The organism is Trichocoleus sp. FACHB-40 (assembly GCF_014695915.1).
In the GTDB taxonomy this organism is placed as follows: Bacteria; Cyanobacteriota; Cyanobacteriia; order Cyanobacteriales; family FACHB-T130; genus Funiculus; species Funiculus sociatus.
The window spans coordinates 17,139-35,633 of record NZ_JACJPF010000046.1; the positions used below are offsets into that span (position 1 = coordinate 17,139).

General features: G+C 45.4%; 17 protein-coding genes. 11 read left to right on the forward strand and 6 right to left on the reverse strand.

Going from position 1 to position 18,495, the window contains the following annotated elements:
* Window positions 1-307 precede the first annotated feature (307 nt).
* Both H6F63_RS08885 and H6F63_RS08890 read left to right on the forward strand, forming a co-directional pair.
* Window positions 308-1,807, forward strand: coding sequence for a multicopper oxidase domain-containing protein (locus H6F63_RS08885; RefSeq protein ID WP_190636882.1), 1,500 nt, complete (start codon window positions 308-310; stop codon window positions 1,805-1,807).
* 46 nt (window positions 1,808-1,853) lie between these two features.
* Window positions 1,854-2,591 (forward strand): tetratricopeptide repeat protein, encoded by a 738-nt coding sequence (locus tag H6F63_RS08890; RefSeq protein ID WP_190636645.1) that lies wholly within the window; start codon window positions 1,854-1,856, stop codon window positions 2,589-2,591.
* Between the two features lie 384 nt (window positions 2,592-2,975).
* Here the strand turns inward: H6F63_RS08890 and H6F63_RS08895 are convergent, their stop codons facing one another.
* Window positions 2,976-3,266 carry a hypothetical protein gene (locus H6F63_RS08895; protein WP_190636647.1) on the reverse strand — a complete coding sequence of 97 codons (291 nt, stop codon included), beginning with the start codon at window positions 3,264-3,266 and terminating at the stop codon, window positions 2,976-2,978.
* A 106-nt stretch (window positions 3,267-3,372) separates the two neighbouring features.
* Window positions 3,373-5,139, reverse strand: a complete 1,767-nt coding sequence (locus tag H6F63_RS08900; protein WP_190636649.1) for a mechanosensitive ion channel — start codon at window positions 5,137-5,139, stop codon at window positions 3,373-3,375.
* 282 nt (window positions 5,140-5,421) lie between these two features.
* On the opposite strand from H6F63_RS08900, the gene H6F63_RS08905 reads away from it, so the two are divergent.
* Window positions 5,422-5,871, forward strand: a complete 450-nt coding sequence (locus H6F63_RS08905; protein ID WP_190636651.1) for an SRPBCC family protein — start codon at window positions 5,422-5,424, stop codon at window positions 5,869-5,871.
* A gap of 22 nt (window positions 5,872-5,893) precedes the next feature.
* Here the strand turns inward: H6F63_RS08905 and H6F63_RS08910 are convergent, their stop codons facing one another.
* The gene (locus tag H6F63_RS08910; RefSeq protein WP_190636653.1) at window positions 5,894-6,718 is read right to left on the reverse strand and encodes a SirB1 family protein; all 825 of its coding nucleotides are present in this window, start codon (window positions 6,716-6,718) and stop codon (window positions 5,894-5,896) included.
* A complete protein-coding gene (locus H6F63_RS08915; RefSeq protein ID WP_190636655.1) occupies window positions 6,718-7,002 on the reverse strand; it encodes a hypothetical protein in 285 nt (94 codons plus the stop codon). The genes H6F63_RS08910 and H6F63_RS08915 overlap by 1 nt, the downstream gene beginning before the upstream one ends.
* Window positions 7,003-7,386: 384 nt before the next feature.
* On the opposite strand from H6F63_RS08915, the gene H6F63_RS08920 reads away from it, so the two are divergent.
* From H6F63_RS08920 to H6F63_RS08945, 6 genes are all read left to right on the forward strand, one after another.
* Window positions 7,387-8,535, forward strand: coding sequence for a glycosyltransferase (locus H6F63_RS08920; protein ID WP_190424158.1), 1,149 nt, complete (start codon window positions 7,387-7,389; stop codon window positions 8,533-8,535).
* Between the two features lie 150 nt (window positions 8,536-8,685).
* A complete protein-coding gene (locus tag H6F63_RS08925) occupies window positions 8,686-9,435 on the forward strand; it encodes a sugar transferase (protein ID WP_190455148.1) in 750 nt (249 codons plus the stop codon).
* 635 nt (window positions 9,436-10,070) lie between these two features.
* Window positions 10,071-11,150, forward strand: a complete 1,080-nt coding sequence (gene gmd, locus H6F63_RS08930; protein ID WP_190424162.1) for a GDP-mannose 4,6-dehydratase — start codon at window positions 10,071-10,073, stop codon at window positions 11,148-11,150.
* Between the two features lie 102 nt (window positions 11,151-11,252).
* A complete protein-coding gene (locus H6F63_RS08935) occupies window positions 11,253-12,197 on the forward strand; it encodes a GDP-L-fucose synthase (protein ID WP_190636658.1) in 945 nt (314 codons plus the stop codon).
* A gap of 165 nt (window positions 12,198-12,362) precedes the next feature.
* The gene (locus tag H6F63_RS08940; protein ID WP_190636660.1) at window positions 12,363-12,935 is read left to right on the forward strand and encodes a 5-formyltetrahydrofolate cyclo-ligase; all 573 of its coding nucleotides are present in this window, start codon (window positions 12,363-12,365) and stop codon (window positions 12,933-12,935) included.
* 228 nt (window positions 12,936-13,163) lie between these two features.
* Window positions 13,164-14,027 carry a carbohydrate ABC transporter permease gene (locus H6F63_RS08945; RefSeq protein WP_190636662.1) on the forward strand — a complete coding sequence of 288 codons (864 nt, stop codon included), beginning with the start codon at window positions 13,164-13,166 and terminating at the stop codon, window positions 14,025-14,027.
* Window positions 14,028-14,451: 424 nt separating this feature from the next.
* On the opposite strand, the gene H6F63_RS08950 is transcribed toward H6F63_RS08945, so the two are convergent.
* Complete coding sequence (locus H6F63_RS08950; RefSeq protein ID WP_190636665.1) at window positions 14,452-15,951, reverse strand: CIA30 family protein; 1,500 nt, start codon at window positions 15,949-15,951, stop codon at window positions 14,452-14,454.
* A gap of 50 nt (window positions 15,952-16,001) precedes the next feature.
* Between H6F63_RS08950 and H6F63_RS08955 the strand changes: the two genes are divergently transcribed.
* Window positions 16,002-16,523, forward strand: a complete 522-nt coding sequence (locus H6F63_RS08955) for an HAD-IIIA family hydrolase (protein ID WP_199297892.1) — start codon at window positions 16,002-16,004, stop codon at window positions 16,521-16,523.
* Window positions 16,524-16,550: 27 nt separating this feature from the next.
* Here H6F63_RS08955 and H6F63_RS08960 read toward each other — a convergent pair whose 3' ends face one another.
* Window positions 16,551-17,342 (reverse strand): Rpn family recombination-promoting nuclease/putative transposase, encoded by a 792-nt coding sequence (locus tag H6F63_RS08960; RefSeq protein WP_190636667.1) that lies wholly within the window; start codon window positions 17,340-17,342, stop codon window positions 16,551-16,553.
* A gap of 213 nt (window positions 17,343-17,555) precedes the next feature.
* On the opposite strand from H6F63_RS08960, the gene H6F63_RS08965 reads away from it, so the two are divergent.
* Window positions 17,556-18,479: an alpha/beta hydrolase gene (locus H6F63_RS08965; RefSeq protein ID WP_190636669.1), complete on the forward strand. Its 924-nt coding sequence runs from the start codon at window positions 17,556-17,558 to the stop codon at window positions 18,477-18,479.
* The last annotated feature ends 16 nt before the right edge of the window (window positions 18,480-18,495 follow it).

Consider the following 18,495-nt stretch of genomic DNA (forward strand, 5'->3'; position numbering starts at 1 on the left):
CCATAAACCCGTATTTATACGCCACTTACATGAGTTTATATAACTTTTACATAAGTTTACACAACTTATACAGCCTCTCGTACCTCTACTTATACCTGTTCTTTAACATCCCACTGCAAAGCTGGAATAAGACTGTGAAATTACTTAGTAAGTTCCACGAATAAGAGATTTGCGTTTCCGTGAGATTACTAGGTTTGCCAAGCAAATGCTGGCATAACTTAGCTGATATAGGTAGTTTTACTCACCTTCATAGTCAGTATATTTACCACGTTTGCTTCAGTCAGGAGAACACTACCAAAAGAACATGATGAAAAGAATCAGTAGACGAGAGATGTTAAAACTGGGAGCGCTAGCAGGAGGCTCCCTCTTACTGCCCATAGGACTCCAAGGTCGTAGCTTCGCGGGAGATGCCGGTAGTCCGAGGGTAACGCCTTTTTCGCTTCCCTTCCGCGTTCCTCCGGTTCTTAATCCTGTACGCAGTGACTCGACTACAGATTACTACCAAATCACGATGCGAAAGGGACAGGCAGGAATTTTACCTGGGAAATCAACCCAGGTCTGGGGTTATAACGGTATAAGTCCTGGCCCGACGATCAAACAACGCAAAGATAGGCAATCTGTTGTTCGCTTTATCAATGATGTCGGTACGGAAACCTCAGTACATTTACACGGGATGGCATCCCTACCGCAGTACGATGGGTATGCTGAGGATTTGACTTATCCGGGACAATATAAGGACTATATCTATCCTAATAACCGCGCCGCTACACTTTGGTATCACGACCATGCAGTTCACGAAACTGCTCGGAACGTATACATGGGATTGGCGGGACTGTATATAGTTCAAGATGACTATGAACTTGGTTTGCCTCTACCTAAGGGCGACTACGATGTGCCGCTAATCATTCAGGATAAGCAGTTTGGGAGTGATGGCAGGTTGATATTTGACGACCAAGGCGAGGACAGTCAAATGGGCGACATTATCGTAGTCAATGGTGTGCCTTGGCCGCGTATGGAGGTGGCAAACCGCAAGTATCGCTTCCGAATTTTAAATGGGTCGATTTCACGTTCTTACAAACTCGCACTTAGCACGGGCGATGATTTGGTTGTAATTGGTACTGATGCTGGGCTGATGAGTGCGCCTGCTAGGGTTAAAAATATGCGGCTTGGCAATGCAGAACGCTACGAAGTTATTATCGACTTTTCCGAGTACCCCGTAGGAACCAAAGTAGTTCTGCAAAATCTCGGACTTCCCAATAACGACGACTACGACGGAACCGACCAAATCATGCGTTTTGATGTGGTGCGTCGAGAGAACGATGATAGCTCTATTCCCAGCACGCTGCGGTATGTACAGCCCATGTCCGCATCTTCGGCTGTACGAACCCGCGAATTTAGGTATGAGCGTACTAATGGGTTGTGGGTGATAAATGGCAAGACTTGGAATAGAAACCGAGTCGATGCTAATCCACAAATAGGCGATGTCGAAATTTGGCGTCTATACAACAATAGTGGGGGCTGGTTTCATCCGATACACCTTCATCTTATTGATGCCCAAATCCTTGACCGTAACGGTAAGCCGCCTTTCGCCTATGAGAAAGGCTGGAAGGATGTCTTTTATGTTGGCGAAAACGAGTCAGTTCGTGTAATTGGGAAATTTGGCCCCCACACGGGTAAGTATATGACTCACTGCCATAATTCGGTTCACGAAGACCACGACATGATGGGTCAGTTTCAAGTAGGTCAAGGTGGCCCAGACCCCATTACTACAGCACCACCGAAGAATCTCCCAGCACCGGCGCTGTAGCATTCAATACCTGAATAAACCAATCAAAGAACTCAAAATAGAAGCAATGCACTTGTTTGAAAAAGCGATCGCTACCATAGTTATAGCTACTGCATTGGGAGGGTTAGTTCCTCCTAGTTATGCAATGCCTGGGGGATCGCACGACCATTCGTCATCACCAGAGGGATCGCACGACCATTCGTCATCACCAAAAACTAGATTGCCGCTGCCGGAAAAATCGGCAACCGAGATCGCTGCTGAGAAATTTTATAATCGGGGTCTGGAGAAGGTTCAAGCAAAGGACTATCAAGGCGCGATCGCGGACTTTACGGAGGCGATTCGGTTAGATCCTACTCATGAAACGGCATATATCAATCGCGCTCATAGTCGCAATCAAATACACGACCATCAGGCAGCGATTGAGGACTTTAACCAGGCAATTCGGTTAAATCCCACCTTTACTCACCTCTATAATAGCCGCGGAGCAGTTCGCGCTCATCTAGGCGATCTTCAGGGAGCCATTGAGGACTTTACTCAAGCAATTGAAATTTATCCTGAAGAATGGATTGGCTACTTTAATCGGGGGGAAATCCGCTACAAACTTGGCGACCATCAAGGAGCGGTTGAGGACTTTACTCAAGCGATTCGGTGGAATCCCAATTATGGCAGCGCCTACACTTATCGGGGTGATGTCCGTGCCAAGCTAGGAGATAGCAGCGGTGCAAATCAAGACTATCAAACAGCAGCCCAACTCTCTGCTAACCCAGCAAATGTTGATAGCCAACAGACAGCAACTAATCAGTAATATCAAATCCGGTTAATTACCCGCTATTTCCCGGAACCTCACCCCACCAATCCTTACAGCTATGGCTTCCCGGTTGGCTTGCGCGGTAGGGTTCTTTTATTATGAGTAATCAACGGAATTTGATAGGGACAGAACTTACGCACTTGCCGTGAACTAAAGTTCCGGCTCAAAGCTCAAACCCATTTGAATGGGTTTGTTTGAGTAAAAATGTCCGACGACTAAAGTCGCGGCTAAACAAACAAAGCCTACCAACGCAAACGCTTTATATTAGCGTTTGCGTTGGTAGGCTCCAAGCTTCTAGCCTGTGGTCTTATATTGGCAAAAACGGGATACTCCCAGTTGGATATAACTAGCGAGTTGCCAGCTCTGCTATTGTTTTTCCTTTTAATTTCCTTTGCCATAAAGGTCATCGTCAAATTTTTTGATAGCTGTAGTGTTGTACGGGGTGGGATATTTACGAATAGCTATATTTTCAGGTCTTGTCCCACATAAGCTACTAAGATCCAGAGTTCTACCATCGGAAGTTCTTAGGTAGCACACTGGCTCATTAACATCATGCTTAATTAGGTTTGAGGATGGAGTTCTTTGAGGTTGTGGATTACTAAAGGTGGCTTTGTTTGTCAATAAAATTAAGCTAAAAGCTAGAGATGTTGTCATAACAAATGTTTTTAACATAAAGTTGTTTTAGAAAAATGTATTATTTATATTATAAGTCAATCTATTATTTTGAATAGTGCATTATAGAGACGCGATATATCGCGTCTCTAAGTGTAGTTAGAATCTACCTGGGCGGTTGTTTATCTTTAAACGTGCCCAACCATTCTCGAACTTGCCCAGCAGCAATCTCGCGACCGCCTAAACCAAAGGCAAGCGCGATCGCTACTGCAATAGCTCCTAGCAACAAACCAAAAGCTAAATTGACAATATCGCTAGCAATTCCCATCTGTTGCAGCGCCATCGCTGAAACAAGAGCGATAATCGCAATCCGAGCAGCCTGTGCCAGTATCCGTGCTTGGGGATTGCCGGAACTGTTAATTAGGTTAAAGGCTAGATTTGCCAAATACAAACCAATGGCAAATACCACCAATCCAGCCAGAATGCGCCCCAAAATTACGATAATGCCACCCACCAGTGCTGTCAGCGCCGGAATATTCAAGACCTGGACAGCAGCAAGAGTAGCAAACAGCATGATACCAACCAGCGCCACAATACCGACGATTTCCGACGGTGTGCGGGTGGTAGTAGTCGTTGTTGGTTGCTGAAGTACAGTTGCTTGTCCAGTTGGAGGCGTTTGTCCCTCAACTGCGGGAGGCAGAACCCCGGTTGATCTACGGGTTGCGGGTCTCGGTTGTATTCCCAGCCAGTAGAAAATGTTGTTGAAACCAATACTGGTGAGGATATTGGTAACTAACTCGGAGACAAAGTGTCCAATTACGTAAGCGATCGCTAAAATCAACCCAGCGGTAAAAATTAACGGGATCGCGTTGAGAATCTGCGTCAACATCGCGATCGCTGGAACTGAAATCGCCGCAATTCCCAAAGCATTTAGGGCTGCGATCGCTGTCGGAATTAAAATTAAAACGAAGACAACTGTCCCAATTAGCCAGGAAAGCGACTGCCCACCAGTAGCCCGCGAAATCCCAAACCTAGCACCCAACCTGTCTGTTCCAGTTGCTGCCAACAAATTTGTCACAATCCGCCGCACCACCTGAGCCAACAACCATCCCGCTGCACCAATAATTACAGCCGTCAGGATATTTGGTATTGCCCCCAGAATCTGATTTAGCAGATTGTTAACTGGGCCGAGTGCCTGCTGTAGCTGTAGGGCATCCAGAACCAGCGGCAGAAACAGCAAGAAGATGAACCAGTACAAAGCGTTGGCCAGGGTGTCGCTGAGAGCATACGGATTTGTTCTGGGAGTCTCCACTGCGGGATCACCCAGATTTCCCCTGCTCGTTCCCCCCACTTGCTCGCCCAAACGTTCATCTATTCGCAGCGCCCGCAGCCCTCGCGTCACTACTAGCTTTACCAGAGTTGCCAGCAACCAAGCTACCCCCACCAGAATCGCTGCACTTACCAACTTGGGCAGGAACTGGGTTACTTGTTCTAACAAAGTGTTGAGGGGGCCTGCAACCGCTGTCAGCCTCAAAGTCTGTAAGAAGGCAACTATGGCAAAGAGCATAATTAGCCAAAACACCAGACTAGAGACCCATTTCTCCACTGGTGGTGCGTCAGCCCCTTGACGACCAGTTATCCAACTGGCGATGCGATTGTCGATGTTGGTGCGGTTCAAAAGTCCTCTTACCGCCGCCGCCACCAGTGAAGCCACGATCAAGCCAACCACTAGCGTCAGGATCGCCTTGAGCAGATCCACTAGCGAACTGCCCAGATTCAGTCCAAGATTGGCGAAAATACTATCAAACGAAAACCCTCTGGCTGGTGCTGGTTCATCCACAGGTACTGGTGTAACCTGTGCCAACAATCCATTTAACTTGACTGGCAGATCGAGCCAAAGAGTTTGTGTAATTCCTTGCCAAGTTCCATTCATGGTGTCTTTGGTTAACCTCGGATCAGGCAAATGTACGATAATTTACTACGTTTAGCAGGAATAGCTGAGAATTACCCGATACACTGGTAAATTCTCTGATTGCTGCTTGGTTCGTAAAGAACCATTTAACACAGGATGAGATAGATATAAGTTACCACCAGATGTTATGAATCTATCTTTATAGATAATTAATGCTTAAAAATAGGCAAATTTTCCGCTTTTTTTCGATTGCTGTATACTAAAGCGCGATCGCTATACTCATCAAAGAGTAAGCTGTATAATATGACACATCCCCAAGTATTCGAGCAATCTATCGAAATTAATGCTAGTGCAACTGTGGTTGAACAGTGCATTACTGACAACACCCTGATGCACCAATGGTTGAATCCAGTTTTGCGTTGCGAACCAGTGGGTGAGTGGCGAACGGATTTAGGAAGTAAATGTCGCTTTATTATTCAAATTCCGGTGTTGCGGTTAGGCTTAAATTGTACAATTGTGGAGCGGAAACCGGGGCTGATAGTCTGGGGATTTGAAGGATATTTTAAAGGACGCGATCGCTGGGAATGTCAACCCGTCTCCCAGAAAACCGTCTTGCTAAATCGCTTCGAGTTTGAAATTCCCAACCCCTTAGTACGCTTTGGCTTTAATACCTTTGCTACTACCTGGACTCAAAAAGATATGCAAGCTCAACTGCAACGCCTTAAACGAGTTGCAGAGGGAATTAAAAATTAAATTAGCTAATAGCTATTAGCTATTACCCATCACCGCCCAAATGTTTCAGCAGCTGGCGAATCAAAGGCGCATCCTCAGCATTTGGAAGGATTGCCAAATAAATGTTCAAATCCTGGGATGCCTCTGCCCAACGCCCCAATTGATAGTATAAAAGACCGCGATCGCGCAATTCCACTGGTGCATCTGGAAACAAAAGCAAAATTCGCTCGACTGTAGAAAGCGCTTTTGGCAAATCCTGGCGGTTCATGTAAATCATTTTCAGATTCGTCAGCATCCGCGTCAAAAAGCGCCGAGAACTCACTGGTGCGATAAAATTCCCTTGTAGCTCCACTGGTTGCTGATAAATTTGGGCAAGTCGCTCTTTGCAATCCTGCTCAAATAGAATCTCTCCGCGATTAAAAGCATCCACGAAAATTCCTACATCCTCAAATTCTGGGCGAATTAAGAAATGTCCCGGCATTCCCACACCCACCATCGGAAAATCTATCCGCCGTGCAATCTCCAGATAAACTAGCGCTAGAGTAAGTGGGATGCCGGTGCGTCGATCGATGACATCATTTAAAAAGCTGTTGCGCGGATCGTAGTAATCATCTGTATTACCAATAAAACCTAAGTCATCGTAAAGATATCGGTTGATAGTTTGGATCGTTCGCATCGGATACCGTTCGGCAGGTAGGCGTTCTAGTACCTCAGCTGCCATAGTATCCAGAGCATTAAGATATTCCTCTAGATCGAGGTCTACATACTCTTCCTGTGCAATGTCTAAAGCGGCTTTTGCCAGATTGATTTGCTCATCTGGCTGATTGATTTCCTGGTAAAAAGATTGACGTGCTGATGAAAAATTCATTATAAATCTGTGATTAACCTTGCTTTTCTCAGGATAAATGTAAGTACAGTTTCTTCTCTAGAAATAATATCTGCTGTCATCTCCATCCCTGGTTGGAGGGTATATTGGCGAGCGCCTTTGTTTAATTCTGTTTTTAGAGGCTGAATGGTCACTTCGTAAAAAGGCAAAACGGCCCCAGATATAGTAGTTTCGTTGCTTTGAGGAGCCGTGGCATCGGGAGTGATCGCACTCACTTTCCCTTTGAGCGTACCGTAATCTGGATAAGGATAGGCAGAAACTCGCATCTAGACCTGTTGACCAACCGCAATACCAATATCCTCCGGGAAAACGCGAGCTTTAAGCTTTAACTACTATAGAGGTGTTGCTGGGGGAATTTTGGCAATCGCTTCAGCTTCCAGCACTACCTGACCCCATTTCCCTGATTGGTAGTGGCAAGAGTGGACTCACCTCTGGTCTTTCTTCGCCATTCCAGGTATTAACATTGGCACTTATGTAATTGCATCGGTTTATACTGCCGAAATCAAGAGCGATGCTTTAACTCAGGTAGCGATCGCTTGTTCGCTTCACAAAATGAGTATAAAGTCAATATCTTTTATGGCCCTAGCCGTGAATTTGAGTTATGAGTTTTGAGTTAAGATTCAAAATTCAAAATTCAAAAGTAAAAACTTATGAAATATGCCGTCGTCCATGAGTGGTTGACCCCTAAAGCCACCGGAGGATCGGAACTCGTTGTCAGAGAAATCCTCTCTTCACTAGATGCCGACCTCTACGCCCTAATAGACTTTGAATCTACCAATCCGGAAAGTTATTTATTCAAGCGCCCCATAGGTACAACCTTCCTGCAACACCTTCCACAGGCTAGTAGTGGCGTACAAAAATATCTTCCTTTGCTGCCCCTAGCCATTGAACAACTCGACTTACGCAATTATGACGTAATCTTATCCTCATCCCACGCCGTCGCCAAAGGAGTCCTCACCAGCCCGCAACAGATGCACATCTGCTACTGCCACACGCCCATGCGCTACGCATGGGATTTGACCTTTGACTACCTGAATAGTAGCCGACTGGGAGGCGGCGTTCCTGGCATCCTGACGCGGTATCTGCTCCACCAGCTCCGTCAGTGGGACGTAGTTTCAGCCAACCGAGTTGACTACTTTATTGCCAACTCCAAACACACAGCTCGTCGCATCTGGCGCTGCTACCGCCGACCTGCGGAAGTAATTTATCCACCAGTCAATATCGAGCGATTTTCCTTTCAGCCGCAAAAAGAAGATTTTTACCTTACCGTTTCCCGGCTGGTGAGCTACAAGCAAGTATCTTTAATCATCCGATCGTTTAACCAACTAGGGCACCCGCTAGTAGTGATTGGTACTGGACCCGAACTTGACAAGATGCGCCAGCTAGCGCAACCAAATGTAAAAGTGTTAGGGCCGCAGCCAGATGACGTTGTTGAGAGGTATATGGCGCAAGCAAAAGCGTTTGTGTATGCAGCCTGTGAAGATTTTGGCATAGCGTTGGTAGAAGCTCAAGCCTGCGGCACTCCAATAATTGCCTACGGTGCTGGCGGGGCGCTAGAAACTGTCTTGGATATTCGGCAACACCCGACAAAGGGAACTGGCTTATTTTTTCCCTCCCAAACAGAAGCAGCTTTGATAGAAGCAGTAGAAACTTTCGAGGCCTCCCAGAAGTCCTTTAATCCTCAGAAGGCTCGGTTAAACGCTGCCCAGTTTGCTGTTCCGGCCTTTCAGGCGTTATACCTAGCCTTTGTGGAGCGCTGTTTACAGGAATTTCAATCATCCTTAGTTCGCAGTTATTAGTCTTTAAGTTAGTTACTCTATTGCTAAGGACTAATGACTAATAATTGGTGGCTGGTGACTTAAATTCCACTTCTTAGAACACAATTCGCTGTCTTCCGGTGTCTTGTGGCTTTATGATCGGGACTGTGTGGTGTGATGTGAAGGAGTAAGATGACTGCCGAGAGCCAACTTATCTCCGGCAAGACGTTATTGGCGCTGGTGAAACGAGGGTTTCACCCACTGACGCCGATAGGTAGACAAAGAGGTTTGAGCAAACACCGCGACCTCTCTCTACAACGTCTAGACCGAGATTCCGTTAAACGATGTTTTGATGTTGTGTTTTCGCTATCGGTTTTGATTTTGTTTTCTCCGGTTTACCTGCTGTTGGCCTTGCTGATTGCCCTCAGCTCGCAAGGGCCGATTTTTTATATTCAGGAACGCGTGGGGAAAGACTATAAGCCTTTTAGGTGTATCAAATTCAGAACGATGGTGGTGAATGCAGACGAGCTGTTGGAGCAAATGATTGCAACATCACCGGATCTGCGTGAGGAATTTGAGGACAATTTCAAGCTCAAAGATGACCCTCGGATCACCTGGATTGGTAAATTCCTAAGGGTGACTAGCCTGGATGAGTTTCCCCAGTTCTGGAACGTCCTCACAGGGGACATGAGCGTTGTCGGGCCAAGACCTCTAGTTCCAGAGGAACTGTCAAAATACGGGAATCAAATTGATAAAGTGTTGATGATTCGCCCTGGAATTACCGGATTGTGGCAAGTTTCTGGACGCAACGATATCCCCTATCCCCGCCGAGTGCAGATAGATGTCTATTACGTCAATGCCAGGAATTTCTGGCTCGATCTGTGCGTGGTGATAAAAACGATTGGCATTGTCATATCCCCCAAAGACAATGGTGCCTACTGAAAAATAGCTGACCCGATGTGCAACTTTACAGCTCATACCCCCCCAATTTATGGGGGGCTAGGGGAAATCGAAAGAACAGACCAACTCATGTGTTGCTTCCCCAAAAGAGCTTAAAAAGCGTCCGAAAGACAGGGTGTAGGGAAAGCGATCGCTTTCCCCAAATCTTCGGGCAAGAAAGGGGGGCTTATCCTAGTTGCACATGGCATTAACTGATGATCAGCAATTTATTAATTTGCTGGTGGTGCTTGCTTTTGACCGCTACAGCTTTTCTCCCTGCCGCAGAAGGGCTGTAGATTTTAGTGTGGGCATTTATATACCAAGTTGCATTCTTATAACTAAAGTTTTCTCCTCTGTGCTGATCTCTTCTCCACCCTAGACCTGGAAAATTCTCAGTCTACCGTCGAAATACGTAAGTTTTATTTTGATTCTGGGCATACTCTACGTATATTCCTGATGTTCTCCGAGAAATTTTGAGTTAACTTAAGTAGTGACTTAGGGATTTCCTCTACTGATAGAGGGATTTTTCACAAAATTGGGTGCTGTTAGCTCTCGTAGATGGCGAGAGAAAATCAAAAGAGAATTTAGAGCTGTTGTCAAGACAATTATTTGGTCAGAGGCTATAGGGAAGATTAAGTATGACGCAACGCAAGATCGCACTAATCACAGGTATTACTGGACAAGACGGTTCCTACTTAAGTGAGTTATTGCTTGAGCAAGGTTATGAGGTTCACGGTATCATCCGCCGGACTTCTACGTTTAACACAGACCGCATAGACCATATGTACGAAGACCCTCACAAAGAGGGCGTGCGGTTGTTTCTGCACTATGGCGACTTAACTGATGGCACCACCCTGCGCCGGATTTTAGAGGAAGTCAAGCCAGTAGAAATTTACAATTTGGGCGCTCAATCTCACGTAAGGGTCAGCTTTGACTCGCCGGAATATACTGTCGATGCGGTGGGAATGGGGACGCTGCGCTTGTTGGAAGCAATTAGAGACTACCAACAGCGTACCGGGATTGAGGTACGTTTCTATCAGGCGGGTTCTTCTGAGATGTTTGGTAAGGTGCAGGAGGTGCCTCAGAAGGAAACGACACCCTTTTACCCCCGCAGTCCTTATGCTTGTGCCAAGGTTTATGCTCACTGGCAAACGGTAAATTATCGGGAATCTTACGGCTTATTTGCCTGTAACGGGATATTATTTAACCACGAGAGTCCGCGCCGGGGCGAAACGTTTGTAACGCGAAAGATTACCAGAGCGATCGCTCGCATCATTGCCGGAAAACAGAAAAAAATCTACTTAGGTAATCTCGATTCCAAGCGGGACTGGGGCTATGCTAAAGACTACGTAAAAGCAATGTGGCTGATGCTCCAGCAAGAGGAGCCGGATGATTACGTAGTAGCAACCGGAGAAACTTACTCAATTCGCCAATTCCTAGATGTTGCTTTTAATTACGTCAATTTGGATTGGCATGACTATGTAGAGTTTGACGAACGCTACCTGCGTCCAGCAGAAGTGGAGTTACTCATCGGCGATCCGACTAAGGCTCTAGAGAAACTAGGCTGGAAACCTTCTGTTACTTTTGAAGAATTAGTTCATTTGATGGTGGAAGGGGATATGCAAGCTTTAGGCTTAACTTCACCTAACGGTAACGGTTCCCACTCCCCTCTGGATATGGCTACGATTCGCCAGGCTGCCGGTAGTATGCACGACTAGAAAGTTAAAAGTTAGGAGTTATGAATTATGAGTTATGAGTTTATTCATAACTCATAATTTTTAGCAGATATCCAAAAATTTAGGGAAGGATGGTCAGAAAATATGGCTACTTTAGATTTGAGCAATAAACGGATTCTAGTTACGGGTGGGGCTGGTTTTTTGGGGCGTCAGGTGGTGGAACAGCTGAGGTTAGCAGGGGCAGACCTAGAGAAGATTACAATACCGCGATCGCGCGATTATGATTTGCGATCACTCGAAGCTTGCCAACGCGCTGTCGAACACCAGGATGTCGTGATTCACCTCGCAGCCCACGTCGGCGGCATTGGCTTGAATCTGGTAAAACCTGCTGAATTATTCTATGACAACTTGATGATGGGCGCTCAGCTGATTCATGCCGCCTATCAAGCTGGTGTCCAAAAGTTTACCTGTGTTGGCACCATCTGCGCTTATCCCAAGTTTACGCCAGTGCCATTCAAAGAAGATGACCTTTGGAATGGCTACCCGGAAGAAACCAACGCCCCCTACGGCGTTGCTAAGAAAGCTTTATTAGTTCAACTCCAATCTTACCGACAGCAGTACGGCTTTAATGGTATTTACCTGTTGCCCGTAAACTTGTATGGCCCAGAAGACAACTTTGACCCCAAGAGTTCCCATGTTATCCCAGCTTTGATTCGCAAGGTACACGAAGCCCAAATTAGGGGAGATAAGCATCTACCTGTATGGGGCGATGGTAGTCCTACCCGCGAGTTTCTGTACTCAACTGATGCTGCTTTGGGTATCGTCATGGGTACGCAGGACTACGATGGTACAGAACCCGTGAACCTGGGAACAGGTTATGAGATTTCCATCAAAGAGTTGGTAGAACTGATTTGCGAACTTATGGGCTATGAGGGCGAAATTGTTTGGGAAACAGATAAGCCGAATGGTCAACCACGCCGCTGTTTAGATACCGAACGGGCTTGCCGAGAATTTGGCTTCACCGCCAAAGTTGACTTCAAGCAAGGTCTAAAAAATACCATTGAGTGGTATCGACAACACGCAGAGTAAGTCGAAAAAATCTGAGTGTGAAAAACCCGTTTTGTTAAACAAAGCGGGTTTTTTTGTTGTCAGTATCCAAAATCTTCTTACCAAGCGCCCAGCAAGGCTCCTGGTATAGGGAGACACTAAGATGGAAGCTAGTATAATCTCACAACCAGCCTATCCATAGAACTTGTGAACAAAGTTGATAATCAACGAGATAAAGTAGAATTACGGCGATCGCTTCTCAAAACACGGCAATTTATGCCTGTGAGAAAATGGAGAGAAAATAGTGATCGCATCTGCACTTACCTGCAATCCTCGCCTCTATTTACTCAGGCTAAAACTGTCCTCGCTTACTTCAGCTTTCGACAGGAACCAGACCTCAGCCCTTTATTTGTAGATAATCGCAGATGGGGATTTCCCCGATGTATTGGCGATTCCCTGATGTGGCATATCTGCACATCTGGAGAATCGACGAGCCAGGGAGCTTATGGTATTCTTGAACCGCACCCAGATGCTCCCATCTTGCAACCAGATGAAGTTGATTTAATTCTTCTACCTTCTGTGGCTTGTGATGTTCGCGGATATCGCTTAGGTTACGGTGGTGGTTATTACGATCGCTTGCTAAGTTCATTTCCGTGGGCGGACAAACCGACTATAGGGATTGCGTTTGAATTTGCTCTTTCGCCCGAATTACCTATTGATGAATGGGATAAACCCTTGCATGGCGTTTGTACAGAAACGGGTTTGAGGATGATGCGATGAATCAAATCTCCAAATTTCTGATTTCCGCGCAGAGGACATTGTCCTCTGCGCTCTAACCACCTACCTTTAGCAAGCATTTGGTTAGACCAATACATTCACATAATATGACATGATAATGTTAATTACAAGTATTTGTAGGAAAATCATTAGCAAATTTTTGGCAGTAAAGGCGCAATAGTTGATAATTTAGGGATGACCATTAATTGGAAATATAAAGTGTAATTGTAGATGAATAATTACCAGGCTAAAAAACCAAATAACCAAGCGAAGAACTCACAAATAAAAACTGTGTGGATGTATGGGATATTGGGTGCGATCGCGCTGATTATGCTTTTCCCTCTGATTTGGCTTATCAGCACATCCCTAAAATCCCCATCAGAAAACATCTTTCAATTTCCGCCCCAGCTGGTGCCAAGCCAACCGACATTCCAGAACTTTGTGCAAGTTTGGCAAACAAATCCCTTTGGGCAGTATTTGTTTAACAGTACCCTAATTGCAGTCCTAACAGTAGGCTTAAATTTGCTGTTTTGCTCCCTCGCCGCTTACCCGTTAGCGCGGCTAAATTTTCGGGGACGCGACATGATTTTTGCCGGAGTTGTCTCTACTATCATGATTCCGTTCCAGATAGTGATGATTCCCCTGTATATTTTGACGGTGCAACTCGGTTTAAGAAACACTTATTTGGGTGTTATTTTGCCAAGCGTTGCATCTGCCTTTGGAATTTTTCTACTGCGCCAAGCTTTTCAAGGAGTCCCCAAAGAACTCGAAGAAGCTGCCCGGATGGATGGCTGTTCTGAGTTAGGCTTGTGGTGGCACGTAATGCTTCCAGCAATTCGTCCAGCATTGGTTTGCTTGGCTCTTTTTGTTTTTATTGGTTCTTGGAGTGACTTTCTTTGGCCTTTGATTGTCCTTGATAGGCCAGAATATTACACTCTTCCTTTGGGTGTTGCTAATCTTGCCGGGACATTTTCTCTAGATTGGCGATTAATTGCCGCTGGGAGTGTTATTTCAATTGCGCCAGTACTGCTAGTTTTTCTATTCTTGCAGCGTTACATTGTGGCAACAGATACTGGCAGTGGCGTTAAAGGTTAACGCCTTTTTAGAAGCAAGGAGTATTTTTGGATTTATATGGACTCAACTCCAAGACAGAAACGGATAACTCCAGTCTCTCCTAATCCTCTGCGGTTGATTCTAGCCCTTTAAACGCAGAGGATAAGACTACCGCTATATTCAGCCGCAGGCGCAACCATTTGCTGCATCCGGTGAACCATCGGCAAAAAATAAATCTAGAGTTTTCCGGAGGAGACTACTTTGCTAATGGAAACAAAGATTAGTAGATGCACCCTGATGTTTGCCCCAGGCGATAAGCCTGGGGTTTTCTTTTTGAGGGTTGAGATTTTGTGGGTGGGTAGGCTTAGATTACAAGAAAAACGAGCCATCGCAGGCGCTGAAAACGCAGGGTAAAGACAGGAAACTATAGAAGGAAATAGTCCTGTGAGGATTTTGTCATACTCTCCTACCTGTCAGGTTGCAAGCGGGAAAAAAGATTTTGCCAGTTTAGGGAGTCAGCGCTATTTTCTCCCTCTTTCACCTCAAAAGTTACGTTACACGCTTTGGGTTGTTCTAAGGCTTGTATGCACAACTCGGCAATATCTTCCCGGCTCACTTTACCCCGGATGTTGTCGCCTTGCTCGAAAATTAATTGCTTACCTCCTGGTTCTTCAGTCAGCGCACAAGGTCTGATAATTGTGTAAGGGATTCCACTTTCTCTAACGCTATCTTCTCCACGCAATTTCCAAGTTAAAATTCCTCCGAGTTGCTCGTTCATTCTCACCGCTGGCGGTTCTTCTTCTAAATTAATTCCAGGGCGGCCAGGACGAGTTACACCTGCTGAACTGATCATGATAAATTGAGGTAAAGTTTCACCACCGTAAGCTTTGATGGATTCTACTTGTAAGGCAAAGCCACCGGGAGAAAATTTGGGATTTAGCCCACCATCGTATTCAAACTTGCTCAACATGAATTGAAACGAGCAAATTTTACTGGGATTGATTGGCTCTCCATCTGTCAAAGTTTTGGCACGGAATACAGGAATTAAGTCGGCAAAAGGTACGCGAACATTAATCCAAGTATTTGCTACGGTATCGAAGGAATGGCTGTAGGCAACTCCATCCCATTTAGCTTCTGTACGAAGAAAGAATTTATATCGTTTTCCGTCGCCTCTGACGCGCAACTCTATACCTTCGTAACCAGCTAAATCAATCGGTGACTCGAAGTTTTTCGTGCGAATTGAAGCAAAGCCGCCGGAGTTTTCGGTTGACACGTTTCCAGCAAATAGTACAGTGTTTTCAACCAGTTGGATACCACTCTGACTCACGCCACCCATAACAACATCATCCACTGCACCCCAAGTATTTTTGATGTCATCCGATGGGTTGGTAAAATCAAATATCCGTTTTTCGTCAGCTCCTCCTTTATTATTGGAGGAAAATTGCTCAGAGGCGGCTTGTACTAGGTTTTTAATGCCTTGATAGTCTACAATTTCGGGCTTGTCCACGACTTCAGGCATATAAAATTTAATACCTTGATAATACTTAGCTCGATCTGGCGTGTCGCCTTCGACTGGCTGCACTTTGACACCCGTGCAACAGACAATGGCTGTTACGTTTTGCATCATTGCGGAAGTGAGAGTTTCTGGGATGGTGATGTCTCCCTCGAACAGTTCCACGTTGTCGCCAAGTATTTCCTTTGCTCTATGGGTATCTCTGACAAGTGATCGCACTCTATAACCCCGCTCAACCAATCGTCGCACTACTCGCTTACCGACTCCGCCTGTCGCCCCTGCTACCAGTATCACTCCCACGCGCTTTTCTCCAGTAGGTCTGTCCTTATTATCCTTGGCACGACCTTGGAATAACCGCTGTAGACAACTGAGGAAAGGGATAACCTCGAAATAGGCAAGGGTTTGCAAAAATCTGCCAAAATCCCATTTAGAGCGATTGTTTTGATTTGACATTTTATTCTCAAATGCACATATATCTTTTTGATAACAGATAAGATTGAGGCATGGAGCAGGAAGATCGAGAAATAACCGCAGATATAAACCTATTAATATTGGACATGGATGGTACTGTGAGGCAACCGCTCTCAGGTAATAAGTTTATCCAGCGTCCGCGCGATCAACAGATTATCGAAGGTGTTGAGAATGCGATCGCATATTTCGCCGCTACTGGTTGGAAAATTGTTGGCGTGACAAATCAAGCTGGTGTCGCCAGTGGCAAAAAATCTCTCCAAAGTTGCATCAAAGAACAGCAGTACACGCTGGAGTTATTGCCAGAAATCGAAGAAATTTATTTTTGTCCAGATTTTGATGGTAGAAAGTGGCATAATTACTGCAAGCATTCAGAGTCTGGAAATTTTCGCAAGCCCAACCCAGGAATGCTAAATTTGGTTATCCAAAAATATTCACCTGTCTCAGTTTTAATGGTAGGCGATCGCCGTGACGACAGAGAAGCAGCTGCAAAAGCAGGCGTAAAATTTCAGCAAGCCGAAAGCTGGCGACAAACCTATGGCGATGCTGATGTTTGAACCGGCTAGCTATGGATGCGATCGCTATCAGCTAGACTGATCATCGGATGCTTGCTGTACTTGCTCCACAGTCAAACCTAATACGCCTGCTATTTGTTCTACAGTCAACCCCAATGCCAACAACCCTGGCACGGATTCTAGCTTACCCTCTATTTTGCCTTCCTGCTTGATGGATTGATACATCCTTGTCTGCCTGAATTCGTCGTCTATTTCCAACATCTGCGCCAACTCCTTGCGGCTTAGCCGGGTAAATTTGTACAACAAAATAGTCTCTATTAATTCTAAAATTTTTCGCCTGGTTGCTTCATCCGCAAGTTCCTCACGCGCTTGCAAAATCAACTCTCTGCCTCGGTTAATCGCTGTAGCTTCGCTTTCCACAATTAACTGCACAACTGCAATTTCCAGAGAGTTTTCTGCTGCGTCCCCCAACTCATTCAAATACAGGCGCTGCACTTGCGTACTCTCTAGTAACAACCGATACGGTTCTTCGTCGCCTGTCTCTATACTTCGAGTAGGATAGATAACGACGGCACGCCAAAAGTTAACAGATTCATTTTGACGCAGGTAAAGGAATATTTCTGCAAAGAAGCGTCTGTAGAAAGTTGAATCTTGTTGAAACTGGACTTCTACAAAGTAAACTGGTTGAACAGGATATTCTAGATTCGAGACGAACACCCCATCAATCCTAAAAGCTGTTTCTTTGAGTTCAACTGAGGTGAATTGATAGGCATCGACATCCGCACTTGTTACACCAATCAGTTCAAAAAAGATGCTGGGAAATTCCTGAAATAGGCTATAAAATATTTTATCAGTTCGCACAAGTTAAATTATTAAATAATCGCTAGGAATTATTTAATTTTACCAGTTAAGTATAAAATATAATTCTTTTCATTTTTGGTTCAGCACCATATTAATTTTAAAATTGCATCGCGGCACTTGATAGTAGTTACAGAAAAGTGTAATTGGCACTCCGGGGGTAGCGATCGCTATCTTACTGAGGCAAAATGTCAGTAAGATCATTCGTTCCAAACCATGCTTCAGTTTCAACCTCTCGGCTTTGAACAAAAAGTTATCGAAACCTCGCTGGGGTCAATGGTTTACTACAGCGCACTAGACCAACCTTGGTCATTACCCCGACAAGGTGCAGATTTGCCGCCGTTAATCTTCCTGCATGGCTTTGGCGGAGGATCGTCTGCTTATGAGTGGTCGAAGGTGTACCCAGCTTTTGCTACCACTTACCGCGTGTTAGCTCCGGATTTGATAGGCTGGGGTCAGTCGGCTCATCCAGTTCGAGATTACCAAGTTGCAGACTATCTCAAGACGCTAACTGAATTTCTGGAAAAGATTTCTATCTCGACGGGAGAGCAAGGCTTTGCGCCGCTACAGGTGGTAGCTTCTTCTCTGACGGCTGCTATTACTATTCGCCTTGCTATTCAACGCCCGGATTTATTTAAGACACTGTTTTTGGTTTGTCCGTCTGGGTTTGCCGACTTTGGGCAAGATGCGGGGCGCAGACTACCGCTTCAGGTAATTGGTACTCCCATATTAGATAAGTTGATTTATACGCTTGGGGCGACGAATGAAGTGTCGGTGAGGAACTTTTTGGAACGGTTTCTCTTTGCCAAGCCAGAGCGAGTTTCTCAAGATATGGTAGAGGCTTTTTTGGCATCAGCGCAACAGCCGAATGCAGAATATGCGGCATTAGCATTTTTGCGGGGCGACCTTTATTTTGACCTGTCGCTATATATTCAACAACTGACAGTTCCCACTTACGTTCTTTGGGGAGAGGAAGCGCAATTTACTAAGCTTCGACTGGGGCGGCGTTTAGCTGGGCTAAATAAACAAGCAATTTCCGTGTTTCAACCAGTTCCGGGAACAGGAGTTCTACCGCATTTAGAGCAGCCAGAGTTAGTAATTGGATTATTACAACATTATCTGTCAGCAACTAATGGCTAATAGTAAATAAGCTTTT